Source organism: Paraburkholderia hiiakae, from assembly GCF_904848665.1.
GTDB lineage: Bacteria > Pseudomonadota > Gammaproteobacteria > Burkholderiales > Burkholderiaceae > Paraburkholderia > Paraburkholderia hiiakae.
The window spans coordinates 58,860-85,194 of sequence record NZ_CAJHCQ010000003.1 but is presented as its reverse complement, the minus strand read 5'-3'; the positions used below and the strand labels follow the sequence as shown (position 1 = coordinate 85,194).

Annotated in this window: 23 protein-coding genes and 1 riboswitch; of the genes, 17 read left to right on the top strand and 6 right to left on the bottom strand. The window is 65.5% G+C overall.

The annotated features are described in order from the left end of the window. Window positions 1-598: 598 nt before the first annotated feature. From JMY28_RS07465 to JMY28_RS07450, 4 genes are all read left to right on the top strand, one after another. On the top strand, window positions 599-1,366 hold the full coding sequence (locus tag JMY28_RS07465; protein ID WP_201695284.1) for a c-type cytochrome: 768 nt from the start codon (window positions 599-601) through the stop codon (window positions 1,364-1,366). Window positions 1,367-1,387: 21 nt separating this feature from the next. After that, window positions 1,388-2,683, top strand: a complete 1,296-nt coding sequence (locus tag JMY28_RS07460; protein WP_201695283.1) for a c-type cytochrome — start codon at window positions 1,388-1,390, stop codon at window positions 2,681-2,683. Window positions 2,684-2,898: 215 nt separating this feature from the next. Beyond that, on the top strand, window positions 2,899-3,519 hold the full coding sequence (trhA, locus tag JMY28_RS07455) for a PAQR family membrane homeostasis protein TrhA (RefSeq protein WP_201695282.1): 621 nt from the start codon (window positions 2,899-2,901) through the stop codon (window positions 3,517-3,519). Between the two features lie 258 nt (window positions 3,520-3,777). Beyond that, a complete protein-coding gene (locus tag JMY28_RS07450; RefSeq protein WP_201695281.1) occupies window positions 3,778-5,436 on the top strand; it encodes a DEAD/DEAH box helicase in 1,659 nt (552 codons plus the stop codon). A 67-nt stretch (window positions 5,437-5,503) separates the two neighbouring features. On the opposite strand, the gene JMY28_RS07445 is transcribed toward JMY28_RS07450, so the two are convergent. Continuing rightward, window positions 5,504-6,337, bottom strand: a complete 834-nt coding sequence (locus JMY28_RS07445) for a ferritin-like domain-containing protein (protein ID WP_328809379.1) — start codon at window positions 6,335-6,337, stop codon at window positions 5,504-5,506. A 632-nt stretch (window positions 6,338-6,969) separates the two neighbouring features. On the opposite strand from JMY28_RS07445, the gene JMY28_RS07440 reads away from it, so the two are divergent. Beyond that, complete coding sequence (locus JMY28_RS07440) at window positions 6,970-7,167, top strand: hypothetical protein (protein WP_028205977.1); 198 nt, start codon at window positions 6,970-6,972, stop codon at window positions 7,165-7,167. A gap of 293 nt (window positions 7,168-7,460) precedes the next feature. On the opposite strand, the gene JMY28_RS07435 is transcribed toward JMY28_RS07440, so the two are convergent. After that, on the bottom strand, window positions 7,461-7,838 hold the full coding sequence (locus JMY28_RS07435; RefSeq protein ID WP_201695280.1) for a hypothetical protein: 378 nt from the start codon (window positions 7,836-7,838) through the stop codon (window positions 7,461-7,463). A 219-nt stretch (window positions 7,839-8,057) separates the two neighbouring features. Between JMY28_RS07435 and glpK the strand changes: the two genes are divergently transcribed. Both glpK and JMY28_RS07425 read left to right on the top strand, forming a co-directional pair. Further along, window positions 8,058-9,593, top strand: a complete 1,536-nt coding sequence (gene glpK / locus JMY28_RS07430; protein ID WP_201695279.1) for a glycerol kinase GlpK — start codon at window positions 8,058-8,060, stop codon at window positions 9,591-9,593. 134 nt (window positions 9,594-9,727) lie between these two features. Then, window positions 9,728-10,414 carry an HAD family hydrolase gene (locus JMY28_RS07425; RefSeq protein WP_201695278.1) on the top strand — a complete coding sequence of 229 codons (687 nt, stop codon included), beginning with the start codon at window positions 9,728-9,730 and terminating at the stop codon, window positions 10,412-10,414. Window positions 10,415-10,515: 101 nt separating this feature from the next. On the opposite strand, the gene ribB is transcribed toward JMY28_RS07425, so the two are convergent. The 4 genes from ribB to JMY28_RS07405 all read right to left on the bottom strand — a co-directional run bounded on the left by ribB (window position 10,516) and on the right by JMY28_RS07405 (window position 14,260). After that, window positions 10,516-11,244: a 3,4-dihydroxy-2-butanone-4-phosphate synthase gene (gene ribB / locus JMY28_RS07420; protein ID WP_201695277.1), complete on the bottom strand. Its 729-nt coding sequence runs from the start codon at window positions 11,242-11,244 to the stop codon at window positions 10,516-10,518. A gap of 165 nt (window positions 11,245-11,409) precedes the next feature. Continuing rightward, a riboswitch (FMN riboswitch) is annotated at window positions 11,410-11,583 on the bottom strand. Window positions 11,584-11,729: 146 nt separating this feature from the next. Continuing rightward, the gene (locus JMY28_RS07415) at window positions 11,730-12,443 is read right to left on the bottom strand and encodes a helix-turn-helix domain-containing protein (RefSeq protein ID WP_201695276.1); all 714 of its coding nucleotides are present in this window, start codon (window positions 12,441-12,443) and stop codon (window positions 11,730-11,732) included. 177 nt (window positions 12,444-12,620) lie between these two features. Continuing rightward, on the bottom strand, window positions 12,621-13,808 hold the full coding sequence (locus tag JMY28_RS07410; RefSeq protein WP_201695275.1) for an MFS transporter: 1,188 nt from the start codon (window positions 13,806-13,808) through the stop codon (window positions 12,621-12,623). Window positions 13,809-13,855: 47 nt separating this feature from the next. After that, window positions 13,856-14,260 (bottom strand): VOC family protein, encoded by a 405-nt coding sequence (locus JMY28_RS07405; protein ID WP_201695274.1) that lies wholly within the window; start codon window positions 14,258-14,260, stop codon window positions 13,856-13,858. Between the two features lie 115 nt (window positions 14,261-14,375). Between JMY28_RS07405 and JMY28_RS07400 the strand changes: the two genes are divergently transcribed. The 10 genes from JMY28_RS07400 to gmhB all read left to right on the top strand — a co-directional run bounded on the left by JMY28_RS07400 (window position 14,376) and on the right by gmhB (window position 26,296). Further along, the gene (locus JMY28_RS07400) at window positions 14,376-15,347 is read left to right on the top strand and encodes a LysR family transcriptional regulator (protein ID WP_201695273.1); all 972 of its coding nucleotides are present in this window, start codon (window positions 14,376-14,378) and stop codon (window positions 15,345-15,347) included. Between the two features lie 277 nt (window positions 15,348-15,624). Beyond that, on the top strand, window positions 15,625-16,998 hold the full coding sequence (gene miaB / locus JMY28_RS07395; protein ID WP_201695272.1) for a tRNA (N6-isopentenyl adenosine(37)-C2)-methylthiotransferase MiaB: 1,374 nt from the start codon (window positions 15,625-15,627) through the stop codon (window positions 16,996-16,998). Between the two features lie 45 nt (window positions 16,999-17,043). Beyond that, entirely contained in the window at window positions 17,044-18,180 is a 1,137-nt protein-coding gene (locus JMY28_RS07390; protein ID WP_201695271.1) for a PhoH family protein, read from the top strand. Window positions 18,181-18,215: 35 nt separating this feature from the next. Beyond that, entirely contained in the window at window positions 18,216-18,677 is a 462-nt protein-coding gene (gene ybeY, locus JMY28_RS07385) for an rRNA maturation RNase YbeY (RefSeq protein WP_201695270.1), read from the top strand. 9 nt (window positions 18,678-18,686) lie between these two features. Next, window positions 18,687-19,376, top strand: a complete 690-nt coding sequence (locus tag JMY28_RS07380) for a gamma-glutamylcyclotransferase (protein ID WP_201695269.1) — start codon at window positions 18,687-18,689, stop codon at window positions 19,374-19,376. 191 nt (window positions 19,377-19,567) lie between these two features. Continuing rightward, entirely contained in the window at window positions 19,568-20,461 is an 894-nt protein-coding gene (locus tag JMY28_RS07375) for an HlyC/CorC family transporter (RefSeq protein WP_201695268.1), read from the top strand. Between the two features lie 197 nt (window positions 20,462-20,658). Then, window positions 20,659-22,350, top strand: coding sequence for an apolipoprotein N-acyltransferase (gene lnt, locus JMY28_RS07370; protein ID WP_201695267.1), 1,692 nt, complete (start codon window positions 20,659-20,661; stop codon window positions 22,348-22,350). Between the two features lie 238 nt (window positions 22,351-22,588). Next, window positions 22,589-23,596, top strand: a complete 1,008-nt coding sequence (glyQ, locus tag JMY28_RS07365; RefSeq protein ID WP_201695266.1) for a glycine--tRNA ligase subunit alpha — start codon at window positions 22,589-22,591, stop codon at window positions 23,594-23,596. A gap of 16 nt (window positions 23,597-23,612) precedes the next feature. Then, window positions 23,613-25,712: a glycine--tRNA ligase subunit beta gene (glyS, locus tag JMY28_RS07360; protein ID WP_201695265.1), complete on the top strand. Its 2,100-nt coding sequence runs from the start codon at window positions 23,613-23,615 to the stop codon at window positions 25,710-25,712. A 20-nt stretch (window positions 25,713-25,732) separates the two neighbouring features. Next, window positions 25,733-26,296, top strand: coding sequence for a D-glycero-beta-D-manno-heptose 1,7-bisphosphate 7-phosphatase (gene gmhB / locus JMY28_RS07355; RefSeq protein WP_201695264.1), 564 nt, complete (start codon window positions 25,733-25,735; stop codon window positions 26,294-26,296). Window positions 26,297-26,335 lie beyond the last annotated feature (39 nt).

Below are 26,335 nucleotides of genomic sequence, written 5' to 3'. Positions count from 1 at the left end.
GCGAAGTGGAACGGTCGGCTGGATGCAACGATAGGGAAAGTGCAATTGGAGTCATCGAGACAAGTGGCAAGGAAACAACATGAAAACAGCAACGGCCGGACACAGACGCATCACATCGCATCGCTTCGCACGTCCGCAAGCGTGCCTGCTTCGATAGCCGGCGCACCATTCGGTTCAATGCGGCTTTGAAGCGGCTTTCATGCGGATTCGAAGCGGGTTCAACGCGGATTCCATGCGCGAGCATCGAGCCGGGGCACGAAACTGAACGAGGCTGCGGCATGCGCCTGGCATGAGGTCATGCATGAACTCAGCAACGAGCGGCTCGCCGGGTGTGGCGCGGGTGCGGGACAACCCCGTGTCACCGATCGGCGAACAGGTGCAGAATCATAACCGGCACCGCCGCGACTATCGGCCGCAAGCACGTCGCGATGTCGCCTCGTACGCGTCGGAGGGCTCTTGTGGCGCATGTGGCAAATGGTCACTATGAGTTCCCGATGCTAGAATCTGCTGCGTCGCCGCAGCGCGCACGGTCTTCTGTTTTCATCGCGCGCAGCCTTGAAGCCGGGCCGTTCGAAGCCTGGTCAGGTCCACGATAAAGATGGAGTTACGCGTGTCCCCAAGACGTATCTTCCGGCCGCTCATTCCGCTCGTCGCGCCTCTGGCAGCAGCACTTTTGCTCGGGTCGACCGGCGTTCTCAGCGCTGCATATGCCCAGACGGCGGCCTCGGCGCCGCAGCCCAAAGCCCCCGACACGATCGCCTCACGCGTGCAGGGCTGTATCGCGTGCCACGGTGCGCACGGCGAGGGCACCGACAACGACTACTTCCCGCGTCTCGCCGGCAAACCGGCCGAGTACCTGTTCAACCAGCTAATGAACTTCCGCGAGGGTCGCCGCAAGTACCCTCCGATGAATTATCTGGTCACCTATCTCTCCGACGACTACCTGCACGAGATCGCGACGTACTTCTCGCAGCAGCGGCCGCCCTACCCGCCGCCCGCGAAGCCTTCGGTCGGCAGCGACACGCTCGCGCGCGGGCAGCAGATCGTGCTGCACGGCGACCCGGCCAAGCAGGTGCCCGCCTGCGCGGCCTGCCACGGCGCGAAGCTCACCGGCATGGAACCGGCCATTCCGGGTCTGGTCGGTCTGCACATGGACTACATCAGCGCGCAGATCGGCGCCTGGCGCTCGGGCTCGCGGCATGCGAAGGCGCCCGACTGCATGCATGAGATCGCCACGCGCCTCACCGACGAAGACGTGAACGCGGTCGCGGCCTGGCTCTCGACGCAGAGCGCCCCGCAGAACCCCGTGCCGGCGCCGGCTGGCTCACTCAAGACGCCGCTTGCCTGCGGCAGCGAACCGCAATAAGGCGCCGGGGAGACAGCCAATATGAACCGCAAGTCCCTGTTCGCACTTTCCGCCGTCGTCGTGACCGCCGCCGCGGCCCTCGTACCGGTGCTCTGGTCGGGCACCCACTATCTGCAAAATGGCGCAGCGCTTGCCGCGACGCCCGTCGACCAGGCCGATCTCATCAAGAAAGGCGAGTACCTCGCGCGCGCCGGCGACTGTATCGCCTGCCACACCGTGCGCGGCGGCCAGATGTTCGCGGGCGGCCTGCCGATGGCCACGCCGTTCGGCACGCTCTACACGCCCAACATCACGCCCGACGACCAGTACGGCATCGGCAAGTGGAGCGCGGACGACTTCTATCGCGCCATGCACACGGGCCGATCGAAGGACGGCAGCCTGCTCTACCCGGCGTTCCCGTTCGCGAGCTACACCAAGGTCACGCGCGCCGACGCCGACGCGATCTTCGCCTATCTGCGCTCGGTCCCGCCGGTCAACGTGCCTAGCCGTCCGCACGAGCTCAAGTTCCCGTTCAACAACCGCAACCTGCTGATCGGCTGGCGCACGCTGTTCTTCCGCGAAGGCGAATACAAGCCCGATCCGACCAAGTCGGTCGAATGGAACCGGGGCGCGTATCTCGTGGAAGGCCTCGGCCACTGCGGCATGTGCCACACGTCCATCAACGCGGTGGGCGGCCCGGTCAACTCGGCGGCTTTCGCGGGCGGCCTGATCCCGCTGCAGAACTGGTACGCGCCGTCGCTCACGGGCAGCGAAGGCGGCCTCGGCGACTGGGACATCAAGGACATCGCGAGCCTCCTGAAGACCGGCGTTTCCGAGCGCGGCGCGGTGTTCGGCCCGATGGCGGACGTGATCCACAACAGCCTGCAATACCTCTCGGACGACGATATCCATGCGATGGCCTCGTATCTGAAGACCATCCCGCAGAAGAAGGAAGCGCCCGAAACGATGCAGATGGAGACTTCGGAAGCGTTCGGTGGCGAACTCTTGCAGCAAGGTCAGAAGATCTACCATGACCAGTGTGCAAAGTGCCACGCGGAGAACGGTCTCGGCATGCCGCCGAACTTCCCGCCGCTTGCGAACAATCAGTCGATCCAGATGCATTCGGCCGTGAACCCGATCCGCATGGTGCTCAACGGCGGCTATCCGCCGAGCACGGGAGGCAACCCGCGCCCGTACGGCATGCCGCCGTTCGCGCAGGCGCTCTCGAACCAGGAGGTTGCGGCGGTGGTGACGTTCATCCGCATGTCCTGGGGCAACAAGGGCACGCCGGTGTCCCCGCAGCAGGTTGCCGACCTGCGGTCGTCTCCGCTCGACTAACGCTCGTTTGTTATAGTGTTGGTTGCCTGATAAGGGCGCAGTCCGCGGAGCGCGGGCTGCGCCCTTCGCTATTTGGCGCCGGGCCGTGCGGTGAAAACGGTTCCGTGGCCCGTCAGGCCTGGTTTTGAACGCTGCGGTCGAGCACGGCGCGGTACGGGGTGGAACAACGTTCCACCGGCACGCGTCGCGCTCAAGAAGAACAAGGAGTGGTCGTCATGCACGCCGGTGAGCGTCTGAACAGCATTACTCACCTCGTGGGCGCGATGTTGTCGGTAGCGGGTCTCGTCTCGCTCGTGACGCTCGCGGCGCTGGATCACGACGCCTATAAGGTCGTGAGCTTTGCGGTATACGGGGCGATGTTGTGCGCGCTGTACACGATCTCGACGCTGTATCACGGCGTGCGCGGCATGCGTCTGAAGGCGGTGCTGCAAAAGTGCGACCACGCGGCGATCTATCTGCTCATCGCGGGAAGCTATACTCCGTTCACGCTTGTGACGCTGCGCGGGCCTTGGGGCTGGTCGCTCTTCGGCGTGAGCTGGGGGCTCGCAGCCCTTGGCATCGTGCAGGAACTCACGCTCGGGCGCCGCACGAGAGTGCTTTCGATGGTGCTCTACGTGGTGATGGGCTGGCTCGCGGTGGTGGCGGTCCGCCCGCTCGTCGAGGCCTTGCCGGCCGCCGGCACGGCGTGGTTACTGGCCGGCGGCGTCATTTACAGCGTCGGCATTTATTTTTTCGTCAATGACGAGCGCATCCGGCACGGACATGGAATCTGGCATCTGTTCGTGCTCGTCGGAAGCGTCTGTCAATTCGTGAGCGTCGCGCGCTATGTCGCGTGACGCGTCAATGTGAAGGCATCGCACGGCCGCCGCAGTGTCCGCGGCCGCACGATGCAACTTAACGCCAGACGACGTGTCTTGTTAGACCCGTCCGTTCCATGAAGAAAAAAACGCGGCGCGCGCACTGGCGCGCCGTCCGAACAACGCGAAGAAGCGGCAACGCCTGGCGCATTTGAACCCGGCAACACCGCTTTGGCTGCGCAGCGCGCCCTCGGGCCGCGAAGCGACGCCCGCGCTACTGCAACACAACAGGTGTTTATGTCTTTCGATTCTCTCGGCTTGTCCGAACCGCTGGTCCGCGCAGTCAACGAACTCGGGTACACCACGCCTACGCCTATCCAGGCGCAAGCGATTCCCGCCGTGCTCGGCGGCGGCGACCTGCTCGCCGGCGCGCAAACCGGCACCGGCAAGACCGCCGGCTTCACGCTGCCAATCCTGCAACGCCTCACGGACATGCCGCCGGCCGCTACGGGCAAGCGCGTGGTACGCGCGCTGATCCTCACGCCCACGCGTGAGCTCGCGGCGCAAGTCGAAGAAAGCGTGCGTGCCTACGGCAAGTATCTGAAGCTCAAGTCCACGGTGATGTTCGGCGGTGTGGGCATCAATCCGCAAATCGACGCCCTGAGGCGCGGTGTGGATATCGTGGTCGCGACGCCGGGGCGCCTGCTCGACCACATGCAGCAAAAGACGATCGACCTTTCGCAACTCGAGATTCTCGTGCTCGACGAAGCCGACCGCATGCTCGACATGGGCTTCATCCACGACATCAAGCGCGTGCTCGCAAAGCTGCCGCCCAAGCGCCAGAACCTGCTCTTCTCGGCCACCTTCGCCGACGAGATCAAGGCGCTCGCCGACAACCTGCTCGACTCGCCCGCGCTCATCGAAGTCGCGCGCCGTAACACGACGGCCGAAACCATCGCGCAGAAGATCTATCCCGTCGACCGCGACCGCAAGCGCGACCTGCTCACGCACCTGATCCGCCAGCACAACTGGTTTCAGGTGCTCGTGTTCACGCGCACCAAGCACGGCGCGAACCGCCTCGCCGAGCAGCTCGCGAAGGACGGCATCAGTGCGCTCGCGATTCACGGCAACAAGAGCCAGTCGGCACGCACGCGCGCTTTGAGCGAGTTCAAGGACGGCACGCTCCAGGTGCTCGTCGCCACGGACATCGCCGCGCGCGGGATCGATATCGACCAGCTTCCGCACGTCGTCAACTACGATCTGCCGAACGTGCCCGAGGACTACGTGCACCGCATCGGCCGCACCGGCCGCGCGGGCGCGACGGGCGAAGCCGTGTCGCTCGTGTGCGTGGACGAGCATCAACTGCTCAAGGACATCGAAAAGCTTATCAAGCGTGCGGTGCCGCAAGAGGTCATTCCGGGCTTCGAGCCGGACCCGAACGCGAAGCCTGAGCCGATCCAGCGTCGCAGCCAGCCGCAAGGCCGCTCGCCGCGCCAGGGGCAAGGCCCCGGCCGCGGTGCGTCGAATGGCGCGAATGCCACGAACGGCGGTCGGCCCGCGCAGGCACGTGAATCGCGTGAGCCGCGCGGCGGGAATCGTGAAGGTGGCCGCGACGGTAATCGCGACGGTAATCGCGAAGGCAGCCGCGAAGGCGGCCGTGAAAACAACCGCGCGCAAGCAGCCAATGGCGGCGGCAACAGCGGCCAGCGCCCGGCCAAGCCGGCCTCGAATGGCGGTGTGCGCACCGCCAAGCCCGTGAAACAGCAAGGCGCGAATCACGGCGCACAAGGCGCGCGCGGCGAGCATACGCGTCGCGAAAGCCAGCGCGGCATTACGCACGAAAGCGCACTGGGCCGCCCGCAACAACGCAAGCCACAAGGCAACCCGGGCGCGCTGCTCGGTGGCCGCCCAGGCGGCAATTCGCGCCGCGACGGCAACGGCCAGCGCGATCGCTGATCTTCGCGTCCAGAAACGAAAAAGCCCGCTCTAGCAGCGGGCTTTTTGTTTTCGCGCGCGCCGACGCTTAGCGGAAGAAAACGTGCTGCGTGATCTTCGCGAGCGGATAGTGCACGCCCGGCCGAATCTTCGCGGGCAGGTTGAGCGGCTTGAGCAGCATCTTCACGCACATGTCGGCGGAAAGATTGTGGCGCACCAGATTGTTCACGCGCGCGGTGAGTTCGCGGCTGTAGGCCTCGTCGCGCACACGGTCGGGGTAGCGGCACGCGTACACATGACGCAGCGCGATCTCGGAATCCTCGTTCTTGATTTCCATCACGCGGCGCATGAGCGCGCCGAGCACGGCGAGACGCCCGTGCCCTTCAATCTGGTTGTATTTCTTGAAATAGCGGAAAAAGTGCTTGTAGTGGCGCACTTCGTCGCTGCGAATGTTGTCGGTGATTTCCTTGAGCACGGGCTCATCCGAGTATTCGCCGATCGCGCGGTAAAGCGTGGCGGTGCCGGTTTCGACCACGCAGCGCGCGACCATTTCGAGCGCGCGCGTTTTCTCGAACTCCTCGAACGAACAGGTCTTTGAATACTCTTCGATGAAGTTCTGAAAGGCCGCGTCCCAGTCGAACTCGGGCCACACGTACTGGATGTACGTCTTCAGCGCGCGCCCATGCTGAAGCTCCTCGGGCTCCCATTCGCGGTTGAGCCACTCGGAGACCTCGGGGTCGCCGTTGAAGAACACGTTCAGGTTGCTGGTGTAAAGATCGGAACCGCTTTCGATGAACGACGAGGCGCTCAGCAGCAGCATCAGATCTTCGTTGGCGGCGGCACGTTGACGGTCGATACGTGTGAGATCGATGTCTTCGATGCGCCATGGCATCACATGGCGAGGCTCGTTTTCGTTACGCATTGTGTCCGACTCCCGAAGCGGTATCTTCGCTTACGACGCGCGGCGCATGGCCGGAAGCCCAGAGGCCCGGCGAACTGCGCCAGTCACGCGTGGCGAGCATTACCAGCCATCCCTATTTGAATCTTAGCCGTAGTTTCGCGTAGCTGCAGTCACAAAGCACAGACCGGGCCCGGGCCCCACAGTTCCGGGAATAGACGACTTCCCCGCATTACGTCATGTGACGCTCACGGGCCGCGGCGCAAACGGAATACCTGCGGGAGATAGCGAGCGCGTGATGCATAGCAGATCGACGTGGATTCGCTCGCTGCGTGCCGCGGTGCGGTAAGAACTTCAAGTGATTTCGTGAATCAGGACGGCTCGCACCACCGCTTCAAGCGTGATCGAATGTCAAAGGGAATATTTTGGGGGCGTGGTTTGTACAACGCAGCGGCGTTGACTACACTCCAGTTCCCCGAGGTAGATCCCGGGCTGGATGCCGTTTTGGCCACGCACAGGCGGTCCAGGCGGTCGGTCCCGCCGGCCAGTCGATCTGCCACGGTCGCAGGCTTTCGCTCATACCACCGCATTCTTGTCGCTGCGCCGCCCTGCGGGCCGCAACCAGCGACCTCTGATGCGGCAACACGGAGAGAACGATGCTGAGTCCGCATGAATTCGCCACCCTGCTGCTAGTACAGGACGCCCCCAACCAGCTCGACATGGAGCGAGAAGAACTGGACGCCTTGCTCGAACGACAGCTCGTCCAACTGGAGCGCCTTGCATCCGGCCTTCAGCAATGGCGACTAACCGAAATCGGCGACTCTGCGTTGCGCGCCATCAAACGGTGTTCGTAGCCTGATCCCGCGGGCCAAGTGCCCGCCCAGCCACAGGCTCCATTGCCCTCTATCGATTTGCGCGGACGTATGGATCGTCCGCCAGCCCGGCTAGTCGGGCACGTCCCCGATGCAGGCGCACGGCAGTAGACGTACGCGCCTGCAGTGCATGGTCACGCGGACCCGCGCGCTTCATGCCCGCGTGACCATTTTTTTGCGCCTTCGCATTCCCTCCCGCGCGGCGCACGTTGGCTCGCACCACGCGTGTCTCAACGCACGCGCGGACGCATACGTCCTGCCACGCCTCGTCCCGCCTACCCCGCTCGCAGCGTGGGGTCGGCAGCCGCGCGCCAGCTCAGCGCCTGCGCGCGCTGGGTATTGAGGAAGTTCACCCACTCGCCCCGCGCCTCCCCGTTACCGCTCTTGCCGAGCTTGGTGTATTGCTGCGCGAGTTGCGCCTGGAAGCCGCAAAACTGGTCCTGGGGCAGCCTGCCGCGCCGATTGGCGACCCAGGCGTCGAACATGGCCGCGTAGACGCCCGGCGCATACGCACCGAAATCGACCGCCTGGCCGCCGCACATCTGCTGCAAAGCGGCGAGCGACGGTGCGCGCCCCCCGCCTTCCGGGCCCGGTGGCGCGCCCACGCACCCCGCAAGCAGCACGGCCGCACCGAACATTGCAATTCCACGCATGATTGCCTCGTTATCGTTTTCGACTCGTTGGAACGACTGCATCCCGACTCGGTTATTGTCGCACCGCGCCGCGCCAGCGACACCCTGGCCGTTCGGCCGAGTCGAGCGCACATCGCTTTCGGGCTATGCTGGGTTCGATGCCACGCCCCTCGGCGCGATCCTGCCGTTGGCCGGTCGCCGCAATGCGTACCGCCGCGCGCCACCCAAGGAGACTGCGCGATGTCCCAGTCGCACGCTGAGTCGTACATCCTCGCGCTGGACCAGGGCACGACGAGCTCACGCGCCCTGCTGCTCGACCGTAGCGGCGCGATCGTCGCGCTCGCGCAGAAGGAGTTCGCGCAGCTTTACCCGCGGCCCGGCTGGGTCGAGCATGACCCGCGCGACATCTGGTCAAGCCAGGCAGGCGTCGCGGCGGAGGCGCTCACGCGCGCGGGCGTCGGGGCCGCCGCGATTGCGGGCATCGGCATCACGAACCAGCGCGAAACGACCATCGTGTGGGAACGTGCAACGGGTCAGCCCGTGTACAACGCCATCGTCTGGCAGGACCGCCGCACGGCCGGCTATTGCGACGAATTGAAAGCGCGCGGCCTCGAACCGACAGTGCGCGCGAAAACCGGCCTGCCGATCGACGCATACTTTTCGGCCACGAAAATCCGCTGGATTCTCGAACATGTCGAAGGGGCGCGCGAAAAAGCGTGTGCCGGGCAGCTTGCGTTCGGCACGGTGGACAGCTGGCTGCTGTGGCACTTCACACGTGGCGCGCTGCATGCCACCGACGTCACCAACGCCGCGCGCACGATGCTCTTCGACATCCACACGCTGCGCTGGGACGACGACCTGCTCGAGCTCTTCGAGATTCCGCGCAGCATGCTGCCGGAGGTGCGCTCGTCGTCTGAGGTCTACGCGCGCACGGCGGCGTCGCTCTTCGCAGCTGAAATCCCGCTTGCCGGCGTGGCCGGTGACCAGCATGCGGCGCTCTTCGGGCAGATGTGCTTGCAGCCCGGCATGGTGAAGAACACGTATGGCACTGGCTGCTTTCTCGTGATGAACACCGGCGCGCAGCCTATCGAGTCGAGCCACAACCTCGTCACCACGATCGCGTGGCAAGCGCTGGGGCAAACGCAATATGCGCTGGAGGGCAGCATCTTTATCGCGGGCGCCGTGGTGCAATGGCTGCGCGACGGGCTTGGCATCATCCGCACCGCCGCGGAAATCGAACCGCTTGCTGCCAGCGTGGCGCACAGCGACGGCGTGTACCTCGTACCTGCGTTCGCAGGACTCGGCGCGCCGCACTGGAACGCGCACGCACGCGGCACGTTGTTCGGGCTCACGCGCGGCACCACCGCGGCGCATATCGCACGCGCAGCGCTCGACGCCATCGCGTATCAATCGTTCGACGTGCTTGCCGCCATGGAAGCCGATTCGGGTATGCAGGTGAACGAACTGCGCGTGGACGGCGGCGCCAGCGCGAACGATCTGCTCATGCAGTTCCAGGCCGATCTGCTGGGTGTGAATGTGTTGCGGCCGCGCTCGAGCGAGAGCACCGCACTGGGCGCGGGATATCTGGCCGGGCTAGCGGTGGGGTTCTGGCGTGATATCGACGAACTCCAGCAGCATTGGAGCCTCCAGCGCCGCTTCACACCTTCGTTGGCGCGCGACGATGCCGCGAGGTGTCTGGCCGGCTGGCAGCGCGCGATAGGCGCAGCGCAAGCGTGGGCCAACGCCGGCGAGGCAAACGCAGCGGACGACGGCTGAGCGTCGTGGACCGCGCGTGCGCTGCGTACAAAAAGCAAAAGCACGTATGATTGGGGGTTTCCACCTTCCCGCCTGCCTGGCTCAGGCGCGCGCGCCGGCCCCGGCCGCGCGCTGCCCGACCTCTCGTTTCACGCATGATCGACCATCTCATCTGCGACTGTGACGGCGTGCTCGTCGACAGCGAAGTCATCGCCGACCGCGTTCTCTTCGAAATGCTCAGCAGCACCTTTCCCGGCATCGATTTTCACGCCGCCGTGAACGCAGCGTTTGGCCAGCAGACCTCGCGCTTTCTCGCTGACGTTGCCGCGCGCTTCAACCTCACGATGCCCGAGGACTTTCTCGAGACTATCGAACATCATTGCGAAGCGGCCATCGCCGAGTCGGTAAGCCCGATCAACGGCGTGCGCGACGCCTTGCGGCAGGTGACGCTTCCCGCCGCCGTCGTTTCGAACAGCCGGCTCACGCGCGTGCACGCTTCGGTGCGGCGCGCCGGGCTCGACACGATCTTCGGCGAGCGTATCTTCAGCGCCGAGCAGGTCGCGCGGCCCAAGCCTTATCCGGACGTCTATCTGCACGCGGCGAAGCAACTCGGCGTGGAGCCGGCGCGTTGCATCGTCGTCGAGGACAGCATTTCGGGTTTGAACGCCGCGCGCGCGGCAGGCATGAAGACGATCGCGTTCGTGGGCGCGAGCCACATTCCGTTGGGCTACGCCGACGTGCTGCGCGAGATGGGCATCACGCGCATCATGGCGCACATGGAAGAACTGCCGGCGCTCGTCGAGGCCGGCGTGCGCGGCGAATTCGGCGACGTGCAGTCGTAAGGCTGCGCGTGCGGCAGGCGCGCAGACCGCACGAGCCGCAATGAAAACGAGACGCGGCGCCTGGCGGCGCCCCGTCTCTCACCCCGCTACTTCAACGCACCTCAGGCCGGCTCGGCGCAGCGCTCGCGCGCCGTGGCGAGCGACTCGCGAAACGCGACCAGCTCGGCAATCGTGAGCATCGGCAGGTTGTGCAGCTTCGCGAAGTCGTCGACCTGCTTGCCGCGCGCCATCGTGCCATCGGGATTCATCAGCTCACACAGCACGCCGGCAGGCGCGAGGCCCGCGAGCACCGCCAGATCGACGGTGCCTTCGGTATGGCCGCGGCGCGCCAGCACGCCGCCCAACTGCGCGCGCAGCGGGAACACGTGGCCGGGACGCACGATATCGGCAGGCTTCGCGTTCGGAGCGATCGCAGCGCGGATCGTCGTCACGCGGTCGGCGGCCGAAACGCCCGTGCTGACGCCCTCGCGCGCTTCGATCGAGACCGTGAACGCGGTGCGGTTGCGGCTTTCGTTGTGGGCCACCATCGGCGGCAGTTCGAGCGCGCGCACTTTCTCGTCGGAGAGGCACAGGCACACGATGCCACTGCATTCGCGGATGAAAAGCGCCATCGTTTCGGGCGTGAGGCGTTCGGCGGCGACGATCAGGTCGGCTTCGTCCTCGCGGTCGTGGTCGTCCTGCAGCACGACCGGGCGGCCTTCGCGCATGGCTTGCAACGCGGCGGCAATGCGCGGCGGCACCGGCTCGGAATCGATGAACGGGAGATCGACGGCGGCGTCGAGCGGCGCGCCTTGGGATGAGGCGAGAGTGGTACTGGCAGTAAGGGACATGTGAAACGCTCCTCGCGAGAGTTAGGCGAAAAACGTTTCAGGGCATTGCAAACAGACAGGAATCCCCGGCACGCGTCATTCGGCAAACATGCGGTACGTCCAAAAAAATGGGGACGCACACGCATTGACCGAAACGCCGCGGCGGATGGGCAAACATGACCATCTGCACATCTTCTTTCATCCGGACTATGACCGTCGGCTCTGGCTTCGCACCAGATCTGCTGACCCTGCGCATCACATCATGAGGCTCGCGCAGGCGCTCGCGGGCTCGTCGGCGTTGCCTTTCGGCGCGGCCGGCATACCGCCGGTGGGGAATTGCACCCCGCCCTGAAGACGCACTGATTACCGGATCATCCGGCGGGCAAAGAATACAACAGGTCGCAAAACCGTGCAGCGCGAAAAAGTACGACTAGACAATTTTCTCGAAACGGGTTTTGTGCGATGCCGCATCGGCACGCGTGCCGCCATGCGAGATGCGACGCGGCTCATGCCGGCTGCGCCGCCACTGCGGCGACCGCTTCGACTGCCGATGCCGCCTCGCCGCCAGCCGACGCGGCGGGCACGTCCCAGCGCGGCGGCGTCTCGGCGTTGAGCGTCACGCGAAACACGCGCGCCTCGGTGTCGCCCGGGTTGCGCAGGCTATGTGGCTGATCGGCATCGAAAAGAATCGCGTCGCCGGTGGCAAGCAGTTGGCGCCGATCGTGCACGCTCACTTCGAGCGTGCCCTCGCTCACCACGAGGTTCACCGTCGTGCCGGGCGGGCGGCGCACACCGGGCTCGGTGTGCAGCGGCGCAATGCGCAACTCGTGAAACTCAACTGCAGCAGGCTCCCCTTCCGGATAGAGCGCGCGTGCCGAATAACGGCCGTCGGCGGAAACGAGGCGTGACGCACGTTCGGCTGGCAAATGCTCGAAGCCGTTCACCGCATGCCGCCGCAGGAACGCCGAGACCGAAACCTTGAGCGCCGCCGCCACTTTGCACAGCACCTTGATCGACGGCACGCTGCGCGCCGACTCGACCTGAGCGAGCATCGCGCGCGAGACACCCGAGGCGCGAGCGAGCGCATCGAGCGAAAGCTGGCGTTCGGCGCGCAGGCGGGCGAGGTTCACGCCTACGAGATGTTCGAGCGCCTCGTAAGATCCTTCGATGTGCGCAATATTGGGCTGTGCGTCGCGCACGAGCGCGAGGGGTGAATGCATGGCTGCCTCCAGGCGCGCCGCGTCATTGCGGCGCAAGAGCATGAATGGAGGCAAGACTAGCATCGCGATTTGCCGCGCCCAACGAAGTTATCTTCACACTGTTATCAGCATTGCAGAGCGCGAATCCGGGATTGCTTTCGCGCGCGGCGCATAAGGCGCATTGCCTTCATAAGGCCCTCACGTATTCTGCCGCGCCGCCACGCTCGCATGGCGCACCGGTGCGTTGCGTGTGTCGAGCCGCGCCGCCGCCCAGGTGAGCGCGAGCGCCGCCACCGAAACAGCCGCGGCCACCCACGGCAGCGAATCGAGCGGCACGTCGTGCGCAATGGCGAGCCCCCCCATCCATGCGCCCATCGCATTACCCACGTTGAACGCGCCGATGTTCAGCGTCGAAGCGAGATTCGGCGCCGCCGCAGCCTTCGCGACCACGCGCATCTGCAAGGGCGGCACGGTCGCGAACGCGGCGATGCCCCACACGAACACGGTGATCGCGGCTGGCCACATGGCATGGCTCGTCTTCGTGAAGATGGCCATGACCACGGCGAGCATCACGAGAATGCCCATGAGCGAAGGCATCAGCGCGCGGTCCGCGAGCTTGCCGCCGAGCGTGTTCCCGAGTGTGAGGCCAACGCCGAACAGCACGAGCATCAGCGTCACGCCGCGCGGAGAGAAGCCGCCCACCTGTTCGAGAATCGGCGCGATGTAGGTGAACACGACGAACACGCCGCCAAAGCCCAGCACCGTCATGCCGAGCGCGAGCCACACCTGCGGGTCGCGCAGCACGCGCACTTCGTGGCCGAGGCCTGCGGGGCCGCTGTCGTGATGGTTGGGAACCAGTGCGGTCACGCCGATCAGCGAAATCACGCCAAAGCCGCTCACGATCCAGAACGCCACGCGCCAGCCGAACTGCTGGCCAATGGCCGTGCCGAACGGCACGCCCAGCACGGTGGCAAGCGTGAGCCCGGTGAACATCAGCGCGATGGCGCTCGCCCGCTTTTCCTGCGGCACGAGCGAGGCCGCCACCACGGCGCCGATGCCGAAGAACGAACCGTGCGCGAACGAAGCGACGACGCGCGCGACCATCAGCAGCGAATAGTTCGACGCGACGGCGCACATCACGTTGCCGACGATAAACACGCCCATCAGCAGTTGCAGCGCGAGCTTGCGAGGCATGCGGCTCGTGAGCGCGGCGAGCAGCGGCGCGCCGGCCGCCACGCCGAGCGCATAGCCGGTCACGAGCAGGCCCGCGGCGGGAATCGTCACGTTCAGATCGCGCGCGACGTCGGGCAACAGGCCCATGATGAGGAACTCGGTGGTGCCGATGGCAAAGGCGCTGATGGCCAGCGCGAGCAAGGGGATAGGCATCGAAATCTCCGAAAATCAGCCTGGATTCAAGTTGGCTTCTATGGCAATCAGGCCGCAGCGCCAGCGGGCATCGACGTCACGAACTCGACGACTACGCCCGGCGCGAGAGCGACGAAAAGCTGCACTTGCGCGCTCGCGGGCACCTCGGCCAGTTGGTACGGCACGCGGTGCGCGGCAAGCCGCTCGACGAGCGCGCGCCACGCTTCGCCGGGCGCCACGCGAAACGCCACGTGATCGATGCGCGGCGCAACGAGCGCGGACGACGCATTTGGCAACTGCGCGGGCACGGTCGCATCGACCAGATGGATAACCGGGCGACCGTTTGCGTAGAGCCAGTGACCGTCCACACGAAACGGCGGACGCGGGCCGTCGGCAAGACCGACGATGTCGCAAAAGAAGCGGCATGTGCCTTCGAGGTCGGGCGTGACGAGGGTGACGTGATCGAGTTGCATGGCGTGCGGGCCGAGGCGATTGTCCTGAGAACACGCGCATTGTCGCGGCTACGCTCAAATTTGATAATTGGCGTAGCATTTGAATCATTTTCAATCAATTTCTAATAATCACGCGATGGACAACCTCGGTGACGTGCGCCTTTTCGTGGAAGCGACCCGCCTCGGCAGCCTTTCCGCGGCGGGCCGCAAACTCGGCCTCACGCCCGCGGCGGCCAGCGCCCGGCTTGCGCGGCTCGAAGCGGAGCTTCATGCGCGTCTTTTCGATCGCACCACCCGCCAGTTGCGCCTGACCGACGAAGGGCGCCTCTACCTCACCTGCAGCGAGCACGCGCTGCGCTCACTCGACGACGCCAAGGCGGCGTTGCAGGAGGGCCAGAACGCGGTGCGCGGCAAGGTGCGCATTTCGGCGACCTCGGATTTCGGCCGCAACCTGCTGATGACCTGGCTCGACGAATTCCGCGCCCTCTACCCCGACGTGCGTTTCGCGCTGATGCTGACCGACTCGCTCTCGAACCTCGTGCTCGAAGACATCGATCTCGCGATCCGCTTCGGCACGCCGCAGGACAGCTCGCTCGTGGCGCGCTGGCTCGCACCGAACCGCCGCGTGCTGTGCGCCTCGCCCGAATACCTCGCGCGCCGCGGCGAACCGCGTGAGCCGAACGATCTGGCCCGTTTCGACTGCATCGTGATCGGTTCTGCGGCGGGGCCGGTGAACGAATGGCGCTTCACGCGCGGCGACGAAACGCAGACCTACACGGTGCCGCTCGACGGCGCGCTCGAATCCACGGATGGCGAAGTGGTGCGCCAGTGGGCGCTGTGCGGCTACGGACTTGCGGTGAAGTCGATCTGGGATGTCGCCGACGATCTGCGCGCCGGGCGGCTAAAGACGGTGATGCCCGAGTGGCGCTACCCCGACGCGCCGCTGCACGCGCTCTATCACCGCAACCGCTTTCTCGCGCCGCGTGTGCGCGCGTTGCTCGATTTCCTCACCGAGCGTTTCGCGCAGACTTCGGGCGAACTGGAGGCGCTCGCGCCCTGCACGGATCCCGCCGTTGAGACGCAAAGCCGAAGGCGCAAACGGATATAATGTCCGACTGCGCAGAAGGCGATCCGCAGCCGCATCAGCATGGGTAAATGCGCGTCGGCAAATGAAGCGGAAAGCAAAGCGGAACGTCTCAAGTTGGCAAAAAGTCGCCAACCGCGCATTACCAGAAACAGGATGCCGACGCCGGTCTCATAGCCGGTCTCCCGCCTCCCGATTCAGCCCCATAAAACACCGTAGTCCTGACGTGCAGACCGTGCATCACGCGCGTGCATCAAGCGGACGACGCCCCCAGGTCAACCACTGCGAACGGCGAACCCCGATGACCAAGAAAGTTTATGTAAAGACCTTTGGCTGCCAGATGAACGAGTACGACTCCGACAAGATGGTCGACGTACTCGGCGCCGCCGAAGGTCTCGTGAAGACCGACACCCCCGAAGACGCGGACGTCATTCTCTTCAACACCTGCTCGGTGCGCGAAAAGGCGCAGGAGAAGGTCTTCTCCGACCTCGGCCGCGTGCGCGAGTTGAAGGAAGCGAACCCGAACCTGCTCATCGGCGTGGGCGGCTGCGTGGCGAGCCAGGAAGGCGCGGCGATCGTCGCGCGCGCGCCGTATGTGGACCTCGTGTTCGGTCCGCAAACGCTGCACCGCCTGCCGCAGATGATCGACGCGCGCCGCGCCTCGGGCCGCGCGCAGGTGGACATCAGCTTCCCCGAAATCGAGAAGTTCGACCATCTGCCGCCCGCGCGCGTGGAAGGTCCGAGCGCGTTCGTCTCGATCATGGAAGGCTGCTCGAAATACTGCAGCTACTGCGTCGTGCCCTACACGCGCGGCGAAGAAGTCTCGCGTCCGCTCGACGACGTGCTCACCGAAATCGCCGGCCTCGCGGACCAGGGCGTGCGTGAAGTCACGCTGCTCGGCCAGAACGTGAACGCTTATCTTGGCGCGCTGACCAGCGGCGCACACGACGTCGCCGACTTCGCCACGCTCATCGAATATGTCGCGGAAATCCCCGGCATCGAGCGCATCCGCTACACGACTTCGCACCCGAAGGAATTCACGCAACGCCTGATCGACACCTACGCGAAGGTGCCCAAGCTCGTGAGCCACCTGCATCTGCCGGTGCAGCACGGTTCGGACCGCGTGCTCATGGCGATGAAGCGTGGCTACACCGTGCTCGAATACAAGTCGATCATCCGCAAGCTGCGCGCGATCCGCCCCGACCTGTCGCTCTCCACGGACTTCATCGTCGGCTTCCCCGGCGAGACCGAAGAGGACTTCGGAAAGATGATGGCGCTCGTCGAAGAGATGAGCTACGACACGAGCTTCTCGTTCATCTACAGCCCGCGCCCGGGCACACCCGCCGCGAATCTCGAAGACGACACGCCGCGCGAAGTGAAGCTCAAGCGCCTGCAGCACCTGCAGGCCACGATCGAAGAGAATGTGGCGCGCATCAGCCAGTCGATGGTCGGCAAGGTCGAGCGCATTCTCGTGGAAGGCCCTTCGCGCAAGGACCCGAGCGAACTGTCGGGCCGCACACAGAACAACCGTGTCGTGAACTTCCCGGCCCCGCTCGCTTCGCACGCGCGCCTGATCGGCCAGATGATCGACGTGAAGATCAACCACGCGTACCCGCACTCGCTGCGCGGCGAACTCGTGCTCACGCACGAGGACGCCTCGTCGCTCGCGCATTAATCGGCTCGGCGCACCCGGCCAGGAATTCAGGAGTTCAGAGACACCTTGAAGCCTAATCAGCAGCATCTGGAATTCACCGCGCCGCGCGACGACAACGCGCGGCTCGCCAACCTCTGCGGCCCGCTCGACGAAAACCTGCGGCAGATCGAGCAAGCGCTCGACGTGACGCTCGCGCGGCGCGGCCATCGCATCGCCATTCGCGGGCGCGGCGCCAAGCTGGCGCTCGCGGCGCTCGAGAACTTCTACAACCGGTCGCGCGATCCGCTTTCCGTCGACGACATTCAACTCGCGCTCGTCGAAGCACGACACCCGGCGAACTTCGGGAGCAACTCGGCAAACGATCCGCGCGGCAGTGGCAACGGCGGCGTGCGCGGTAATGCCGGTGGCAACGGCAGCAACGACGCCTCCGAGATCGACCCGCGAGATGTCAGATTCCGCGGCGACCCCGATCATCCGTTCGACGAACCCGCGCGCGAAGGCGTCGATGTCGAAGAACTGGGCCCGAAGCTCTACACGCGCCGCGCCGACCTGCGTGGGCGTACACCCGCGCAGCGCGAGTACCTCAAGCAGATCATTTCGCACGACGTGACGTTCGGCATCGGGCCCGCGGGCACCGGCAAGACCTATCTCGCCGTGGCCTGCGCCGTGGACGCGCTCGAGCGCGACCAGGTGAAACGCATCGTGCTCACGCGTCCGGCCGTGGAAGCGGGCGAGCGTCTCGGCTTCCTGCCGGGCGATCTCTCGCAGAAGGTCGATCCGTATCTGCGTCCGCTGTACGACGCGCTTTACGATCTGCTCGGCTTCGACAAGACCGCGAAGATGTTCGAGCGCCAGATGATCGAAATCGCGCCGCTCGCCTACATGCGCGGGCGCACGCTCAATCACGCATTCATCATTCTCGACGAGGCGCAGAACACCACGCCCGAGCAGATGAAGATGTTCCTCACGCGTATCGGCTTCGGCTCGAAGGCGGTCGTGACCGGCGACACCACGCAGATCGACTTGCCGCGCGGCCACAAGAGCGGCCTGATCGAGGCGCAGCATGTGCTGAAGGACGTGCGCGGCATCGCCGTCACGCACTTCACGAGTGCGGACGTCGTGCGCCATCCGCTCGTCGCGCGTATCGTCGAGGCTTATGACGCGCATTCGAAAAAGGACGCAGGCGTTGGCGACGCGCGGTAACGCCGCCGCCTGCGTCGTTTCATTGTTTTAGCCCCATGCCCCGCGCACCGAAACTCAAACTGACCGTGCAGTTCCCCGCCGCGAAGGCGTTCCCCAAGCACAAGGCCGCGCTGCCGCGCGCCACCGTGGCGGCGTGGCTCAAGGCCGCGCTCTTCGCGGACGCGGAACTGGCCGTGCGCTTCGTCGACGCCGAGGAAGGCCGCACGCTCAACCGCACTTATCGCGGCAAGGACTACGCGACCAACGTGCTCACTTTCGCCTATGCGGAGAGCGAGGACGATCCGGTCACGGGCGATCTGATCCTGTGCTGCCCCGTGGTGGAGAAGGAAGCCGCCGAGCAGGGCAAGCCGCTCGCCGCGCACTACGCGCACCTGCTCGTCCACGGCGCGCTGCATGCGCAGGGTTACGATCACGAGGTCGAGGCCGAAGCCGAAGAGATGGAAGGCATCGAGACCGAGGTGCTCAACTCACTAGGCTTTCCTGATCCGTACAAGTAAGCCCCCGCCATGAACGACAAACGCACGCCCGACTTCGCCGAACCCTCAGCACTGCCCGAGGCGGGCGATGCGAGCGTGCCCTGCCCCGGCTATCCGCCGGCGCTCGGCGAGTCGCGGCTCCTGAGCGAAGACGAGCTGCGCGCCTCACTCGACTGCACGCTCAAAGTGAAAGGCTGGGACGGCGCAAGCGACATCTGGCTCTTCGGCTATGGCTCGCTGATCTGGAACCCAGGCCTGCCCACCGTCGAGAACGTGCGTTCGCGCGTGCACGGCTACCATCGCGGGCTTTACCTGTGGTCGCGCGTGAACCGCGGCACGCCCGAGCAACCGGGCCTCGTACTCGCGCTCGACCGCGGCGGCTCGTGCGCGGGCGTCGCGTTCCGTCTTGCGGCTGAAGGCGTGATGCCGCACCTCGAAGCGCTCTGGCGCCGCGAGATGCCGATGGGCTCCTACCGCCCCGCCTGGCTGCCGTGCGTGCTCGCCGACGGCCGCCACATCGACGCGCTCGCCTTCGTCATGCGGCGCGATGTGCCGTCGTACACCGGCAAGCTTTCCGAAGCGACGGTGCGCACCGTGTTCGGCTGCGCGTCGGGCCGCTACGGCACGACGCTCGACTACGTGCGCCGCACCGTGGACGCGCTGCGCGAGAGCGGCATGCGCGACCGTGCGCTGGAGCGGTTGCTCGTGCGCTGCGCGTAAGCTCCGTGTAACGGCGCAGGCCATTTTCGTCCACCGGGCGGCCACGCCGCATCTGCGTTAGGATTGATCTGCCGGTGCTTACCGTACGTGTGCCGTGTGTATGCCATTACACGGTCGCGCCACAGGCATGTTGTATCCTTAACCCTCCGCAACAGCGCGCCCTGCCCCCAAGCGGCAACGGGCGCACCACCATGAACGACTCCTATCCCAGTCGACGCCAGACCGACAAACCGCAGGAAAAGCGCTCTCTACTCGAGCGGCTGACCGACTTCATCTCGCCCGAGCCCGATTCGCGCAGCGAGCTTCTCGAAATCCTCCAGGACGCGCACGCGCGCAACTTGATCGACGCCGATTCGCTTTCGATGATCGAAGGCGTGTTCCAGGTGTCCGAGCTTTGCGCGCGCGACATCATGATCCCGCGCGCCCAGATGGACGCGATCAACATCGCCGAAAGTCCTGACGAATTCATTCCGTTCGTGCTGGAGAAAGAACACTCGCGCTACCCCGTGTACGACGGTAACCGCGACAACGTGATCGGCGTGTTGCTCGCGAAGGATCTGCTTCGCTACTACGCCGAAGAGGAATTCGACGTGCGCGGCATGCTGCGCCCGGCCGTGTTCATCCCCGAGTCCAAGCGCCTGAACGTGCTGCTGCACGACTTTCGCCAGAACCGCAACCACATCGCCATCGTCGTGGACGAATACGGCGGCGTGGCCGGTCTCATCACGATCGAGGACGTACTGGAGCAGATCGTCGGCGACATCGAGGACGAGTACGACTTCGACGAGGAAAGCGGCAACATCATCGCCTCGCCCGACGGGCGCTTCCGCGTGCGGGCGCTCACCGAAATCGAGCAGTTCAATGAGTCGTTCGGCACCCATTATCCGGACGAGGAAGTCGATACGATCGGCGGGTTCGTGACGAACCACTTCGGGCACGTGCCGCATCGCGGGGAGAAAGTACGCATCGACGATCTGATCTTCGAGGTGCTGCGCGCCGACGCGCGCCAGGTCCACATGCTGCTCGTGCGGCGCGACCCGATGGCAGGACAGCGCGAAGCCGTGCTGCAGCCGCCGGGCACCTGACGTTACGCGAGCGCGCCTCGTATGCGCAGATGACGCCAGCCTTCGGGCTGGCGTTTTTGCTTCGAGCGCGCTGAAGCCCCGATCCGTCCCCAGGAGACCATCCCGGTAACGCCGCACGAAAGTGCTATCGTTGCGCTCGTCGCGCAATCCGCGCTCGCGCCCTTCATCGCGCTTTTCATCGCATTCCACCGCACCGCATGGCCGAACCGATCGATACCCGCTCGCGCACCGAGACGCGCGCGACCGAAACCACCACCGGCGCCGCGCGCCGCGCGCTGCCCTTCTGGCACTATCTCGCCGCCGCCGCGCTGGGCGCGCTCAACACGCTGTCGTTCGCGCCCACGCCGCACGGCGGCTGGCTCGCCATTGCGATCTTCGCGCTGTTCTACGTCTGGCTCACGCGCACAACCGGCTGGAGGAGCGCGCTCTTCACCGGATGGGCATTCGGCTTCGGCAACTTTGTGAGCGGCGTGTGGTGGCTCTATGTGAGCATGCACTTCTACGGCGGCATGCCCGCGGTGCTCGCGGGCGCCGCGCTCGTGCTGTTCTCGCTCTACCTTGGTGTATATCCGGCGCTCGCCGCGCTCATCTGGTCGTTCTGCGCGGGACATGCGAAGAATGGACGCAGCGGCGAGTTGCCGTTTTCGCCGACGTGGCACGGCGCCTTCGCGTTCGCAAGCGCGTGGGCGCTCGGCGAATGGGCGCGCGGCTATGTGTTCACAGGCTTCCCCTGGCTTTCGAGCGGCTACGCGCAGGTGGACGGTCCGCTCGCCGGTTTCGCGCCGATCGTCGGTGTTTATGGCGTGGGCTGGGTGCTCGCGCTCGTCGCAGCGCTCATCGCACAGGCGGTTTTGCGCGTGCGAGACGTGAATCGCCAGGCGCCCGCAGCGCCCTCGCGCAGCGCGGTCGCGACGCCAGCGCTGCTCGCTGTCGCCGTGATCGCAGCCGGCCTGCTGCTCTCGCTCGTTTCGTGGACGCAACCCTCCGGCACGCCGCTCAACGTGCGTCTGCTGCAGGGCAACGTCAAGCAGGAGATGAAGTTCTCCGAGTCGGGCATGAACGACGCGCTCAACGAGTTCCAGAAGCTCATCACCGAAAAGCCCGCCGATCTCGTCGTCACGCCCGAAACCGCGGTGCCGGTGCTCGTGCAGGAGATTCCCGAGAAGTTCGGCCGCGATATCCGCGCCTTCGCCGACGGCACGAACACGGCCATCCTGTTCGGTGCCGTGGGCGGCACGATCACGTCCGACGGACGCGTGATCGACTACACCAACAGCCTGTTCGGCATCACGCCGGGCCAGAACGGCCTCTATCGCTACGACAAGCATCACCTCGTGCCCTTCGGCGAGTTCGTGCCCTGGGGCTTCCACTGGTTCGTCAATCTCATGAATATCCCGCTCGGCGACTTCGCGCGCGGGGCGTCCGTGCAGCCGCCCTTCCGCGTGCACGGTGAGCTCGTGGCCGTGAACATCTGCTACGAGGACATCTTCGGCGAGGAGGTCGCGCGCACGGTGCGCGAGAGCCCGACCTCGCCGGGCATCCTCATCAATTCGACGAACCTCGCGTGGTTCGGCGACACCATCGCGCTCGACCAGCATCTGCAGATCGCACGTATGCGCTCGCTAGAAACCGGCCGGCCGATGCTGCGCGCGACCAACACGGGCGCGACCGCCGCCATCGACGCGAAAGGCCGCGTGATCGCGCGTCTGCCTACGTTCACGGTGGGTTCGCTCGACGTGAAGGTGGAAGGCACGAGCGGCTTCACGCCCTATGTGACGAGCGGCAACAACACCGTGATCGCCATTTCGTTGCTGCTGCTGGCGCTCGGCTTTGCGTTCGGACCAGCCTTCAAGGGCAGGAAGGCACGCAAGCCGGCTAACGGAAAATAACGCGCGCGCAACGTCACGCCGACGACGCAACCACACCGATGCCGGCCGCCGGAACCCCGTCCAGGTTTCAAGGCTCCGGCAATCCGGTAAAATTCAGGGTTTTAGCACCTGGCCGCTTCCCGGCCCGGGCCACGCAGGGGGAAGGGGCAAGGCGGGGAATCGCCACCCCGCCGGCACGCTCGCTTGGGCGGCCCGCCACATTCCGCTCACGAAAGCCCGAAAGACACTGCAGGCACACATGCTCACGTTTCAGCAAATCATCCTGACGCTCCAGTCTTACTGGGACAAGCAGGGCTGCGCACTGCTTCAGCCGATCGACATGGAAGTCGGCGCCGGCACCTCGCACGTCCACACCTTCCTGCGCGCAATCGGCCCCGAGCCGTGGCGCGCGGCCTACGTGCAGCCCTCGCGCCGCCCGAAGGACGGCCGCTACGGCGAGAACCCGAACCGCTTGCAGCACTACTACCAGTACCAGGTGGTGCTCAAGCCCGCGCCGGAGAACATTCTCGACCTGTATCTCGGCTCGCTCGCGGCGCTCGGCTTCGACCTGAAGCAGAACGACGTGCGCTTCGTCGAAGACGACTGGGAGAACCCCACGCTCGGCGCCTGGGGCCTCGGCTGGGAAGTGTGGCTCAACGGCATGGAAGTCACGCAGTTCACCTACTTCCAGCAGGTGGGCGGCATCGACTGCAAGCCGGTTCTCGGCGAAATCACCTACGGTCTCGAGCGTCTCGCCATGTATCTGCAGAAGGTCGAGAACGTCTACGACCTCGTCTGGACCGAGTGGGAAGAACAAGGCCCGAACGGCCCGGAAATGCGCCGCCTCACGTATGGCGACGTCTATCACCAAAACGAAGTCGAGCAATCGACCTACAACTTCGAGCACGCGAACGTCGACCTGCTGTTCACGTTCTTCAACGCGTACGAAGGCGAAGCGAAGCGCATGATCGATCTGCAGCTCGCGCTGCCCGCCTACGAGCTCGTGCTCAAGGCCGGCCACACGTTCAACCTGCTCGACGCGCGCGGCGCGATCTCCGTAACGGAGCGTGCAGCGTACATCGGCCGCATTCGCGCGCTTTCGCGCAGCGTGGCGCAGTCGTACTACGACTCGCGCGAGAAGCTCGGCTTCCCGATGCTCGGCAACCCCGTGCACGGCGTGCCTGGCCTCACCACCGACGAACAGGACGCCGCGATGCCCGCCTGGGCGCCGCCGCTGAAGGTCGAACGCAAGTTCGACGAGGAATGACCGGATCTCAAGAACAATGACGCAAGCTCATCACGCCACTCTCCTCGTCGAACTGCTGACCGAGGAACTGCCGCCGAAGGCCCTCGCGCGCCTGGGCGACGCGTTCGCCGAAGGCATCGCGCAGCGCCTCGCCGCGCGCGACCTGATCGAAGGCGATCTCTCGTTCGAACGTTACGCCACGCCGCGGCGCCTCGCCGTCACGATCAAGAACGTGCGCAGCGTCGCGCCCGAAAAGCAGGTGCGCGAAAAAGTGCTGCCCGTTTCGGTCGCGCTCGACGCGAGCGGCCAGCCCACCGCGCCGCTCGCGAAGAAGCTCGCGGCGCTCGGCTTTCCCGATTTCCCCGTGAGCGACCTCGAACGCGCAAGCGACGGCAAGAACGAAGCGTTCTTCCTGCGCTACTCGGCGCCGGGCGCCACGCTCGCCGACGGCCTGCAAGCCGTGCTCGACGAAGCGCTCGGCAAGCTGCCGATCCCGAAGGTCATGACTTACCAGCGCCCGGACGGCAGCAACGTGCAGTTCGTGCGCCCGGTGCATCGCCTCACGGTGCTGCACGGCGAGCAGATCGTGCCGGTCACGGCATTCGGCGTCGACGCCGACGACACCACGCGCGGCCACCGCTTCCTCTCCGAAGGCCTGATCGCCATCCAGCACGCCGACGAGTACGCGCACACGCTCCAGCACAAGGGCTTCGTGGTCGCGAGCTACGCCGACCGCCGTGAGTCGATCCGCGCGCAACTCATCGAACAGGCTGGCAGCGACAAGGTCGTGATGCCCGATTCGCTGCTCGACGAAGTGAATTCGCTCGTCGAATGGCCGGTCGTGTACGCGTGCAAGTTCGAGGACGAGTTCCTGCAAGTGCCGCAGGAATGCCTGATCCTCACGATGCAGACGAACCAGAAGTACTTCGCACTCACCGACGACCAGGGCCGCTTGCGCTCGCGCTTCCTGATCGTCTCCAACATCGCGACGCATACGCCCGACGAGATCGTCGAAGGCAACGAACGCGTGGTGCGCCCGCGTCTGGCCGACGCGAAGTTCTTCTTCGAGCAGGACAAGAAGAAGCCGCTGGCCGACCGTGTGCCGCTGCTCGCGAACGTGGTTTATCACAACAAGCTCGGCTCGACGCTGCAGCGCGTGGAGCGCCTCGAAGCGCTCGCCGTCCAGATCGCCGAACTGAGCGGCGCCGATGCGGCGCTCGCGAAACGTGGCGCACGCCTTGCGAAGGCCGACCTGCTCACCGACATGGTCGGCGAGTTCCCCGAGCTGCAAGGCACGATGGGCACGTACTACGCGCGCCACGACGGCGAGCCGGAAGAAGTGGCGATTGCGTGCTCCGAGCACTACCAGCCGCGCTTCTCCGGCGACGCCCTGCCCGCTACCACGACGGGCACGATCGTCGCGCTCGCGGACAAGCTGGAAACGCTTGTCGGCATCTGGGGCATTGGCCTCGCGCCCACGGGCGAGAAGGACCCGTTCGCGCTGCGCCGCCACGCGCTGGGCGTGCTGCGCATTCTCGTCGAGAAGCAACTGCCGCTCGACCTGGTCGAGCTTCTGCGCGCCACGTATGCGCAATTCGCGGGCATCGAGGCGGTGACGGAATCGACCCAGGCTATCTACGAGTTCTGCATGGACCGCCTGCGCGGCATGCTGCGCGAACGCGGCTTTGCGGCGACCGAAGTGGACGCCGTGCTCGCACTGAACCCCACGCGCTTCGACGACATCGTCTCGCGTCTGGACGCGGTGCGCGAATTCGCAGCGCTCGCGGAAGCGGCCTCGCTCGCTGCCGCCAACAAGCGCATCTCCAACATCCTCAAAAAGTCCGAGGGTGCGGAAGACGCCGGCGTGCAGATCGCCCTTTTCGTCGAAGCCGCCGAGAAGGCGCTTTACGCGCAGCTCGAACAGGTCGCGCCGCGCGTGGAAGCGCAACTCGCCGCGCGCGAGTACACGGGCGCGCTCACCGCACTCGCGGCGCTGCGCGAAACTGTGGATACGTTCTTCAACGACGTGATGGTCAACGCCGAAGACCCGGCGCTGCGAGCGAACCGCCTCGCGCTGCTCAAGGCGCTGCATCGCCAGATGAACAGCGTCGCGGATATCTCGCGCCTCGCTGCATAAGCTGAACTAAGCGAGACGTCATGCCGAACAGCACCACCAGAAAACTCGTGATCCTCGACCGCGACGGCGTGATCAACGTCGACTCCGACGCGTTCATCAAGTCGCCGGACGAATGGATCGCGATTCCCGGCAGCCTCGAAGCGATCGCGCGCCTGAACCAGGCGGGCTATCGCGTCGCGGTGGCGTCGAACCAGTCGGGCATCGGGCGCGGACTGTTCGACACGGCCGCGCTCAACGCCATGCACACGAAGATGCACCGCCAGGCCGCGGCCGTGGGCGGGCGCATCGACGCCGTGTTCTTCTGTCCGCACACGGCCCAGGATCATTGCGAGTGCCGCAAGCCGCTGCCGGGCATGCTCAAGATGATCGCGGAACGCTTCGAGATCGAACCCGCCGATACCCCGGTGGTGGGCGACTCGCTGCGCGACCTGCAAGCGGGCGCGGCGCTCGGCTTTCGCACGCACCTCGTGCGCTCGGGCAAAGGCGAGAAAACGCTAGCCGCCGGCGGCTTGCCTGAAGGCACGATGATCCACGACAACTTGCGCGCTTTCGCGCTCGATTTTCTCGCGAACTCCCCTGCGTGAAGACGCAGGCAGTTCACGCGTACATTAACCCGGCTCGAC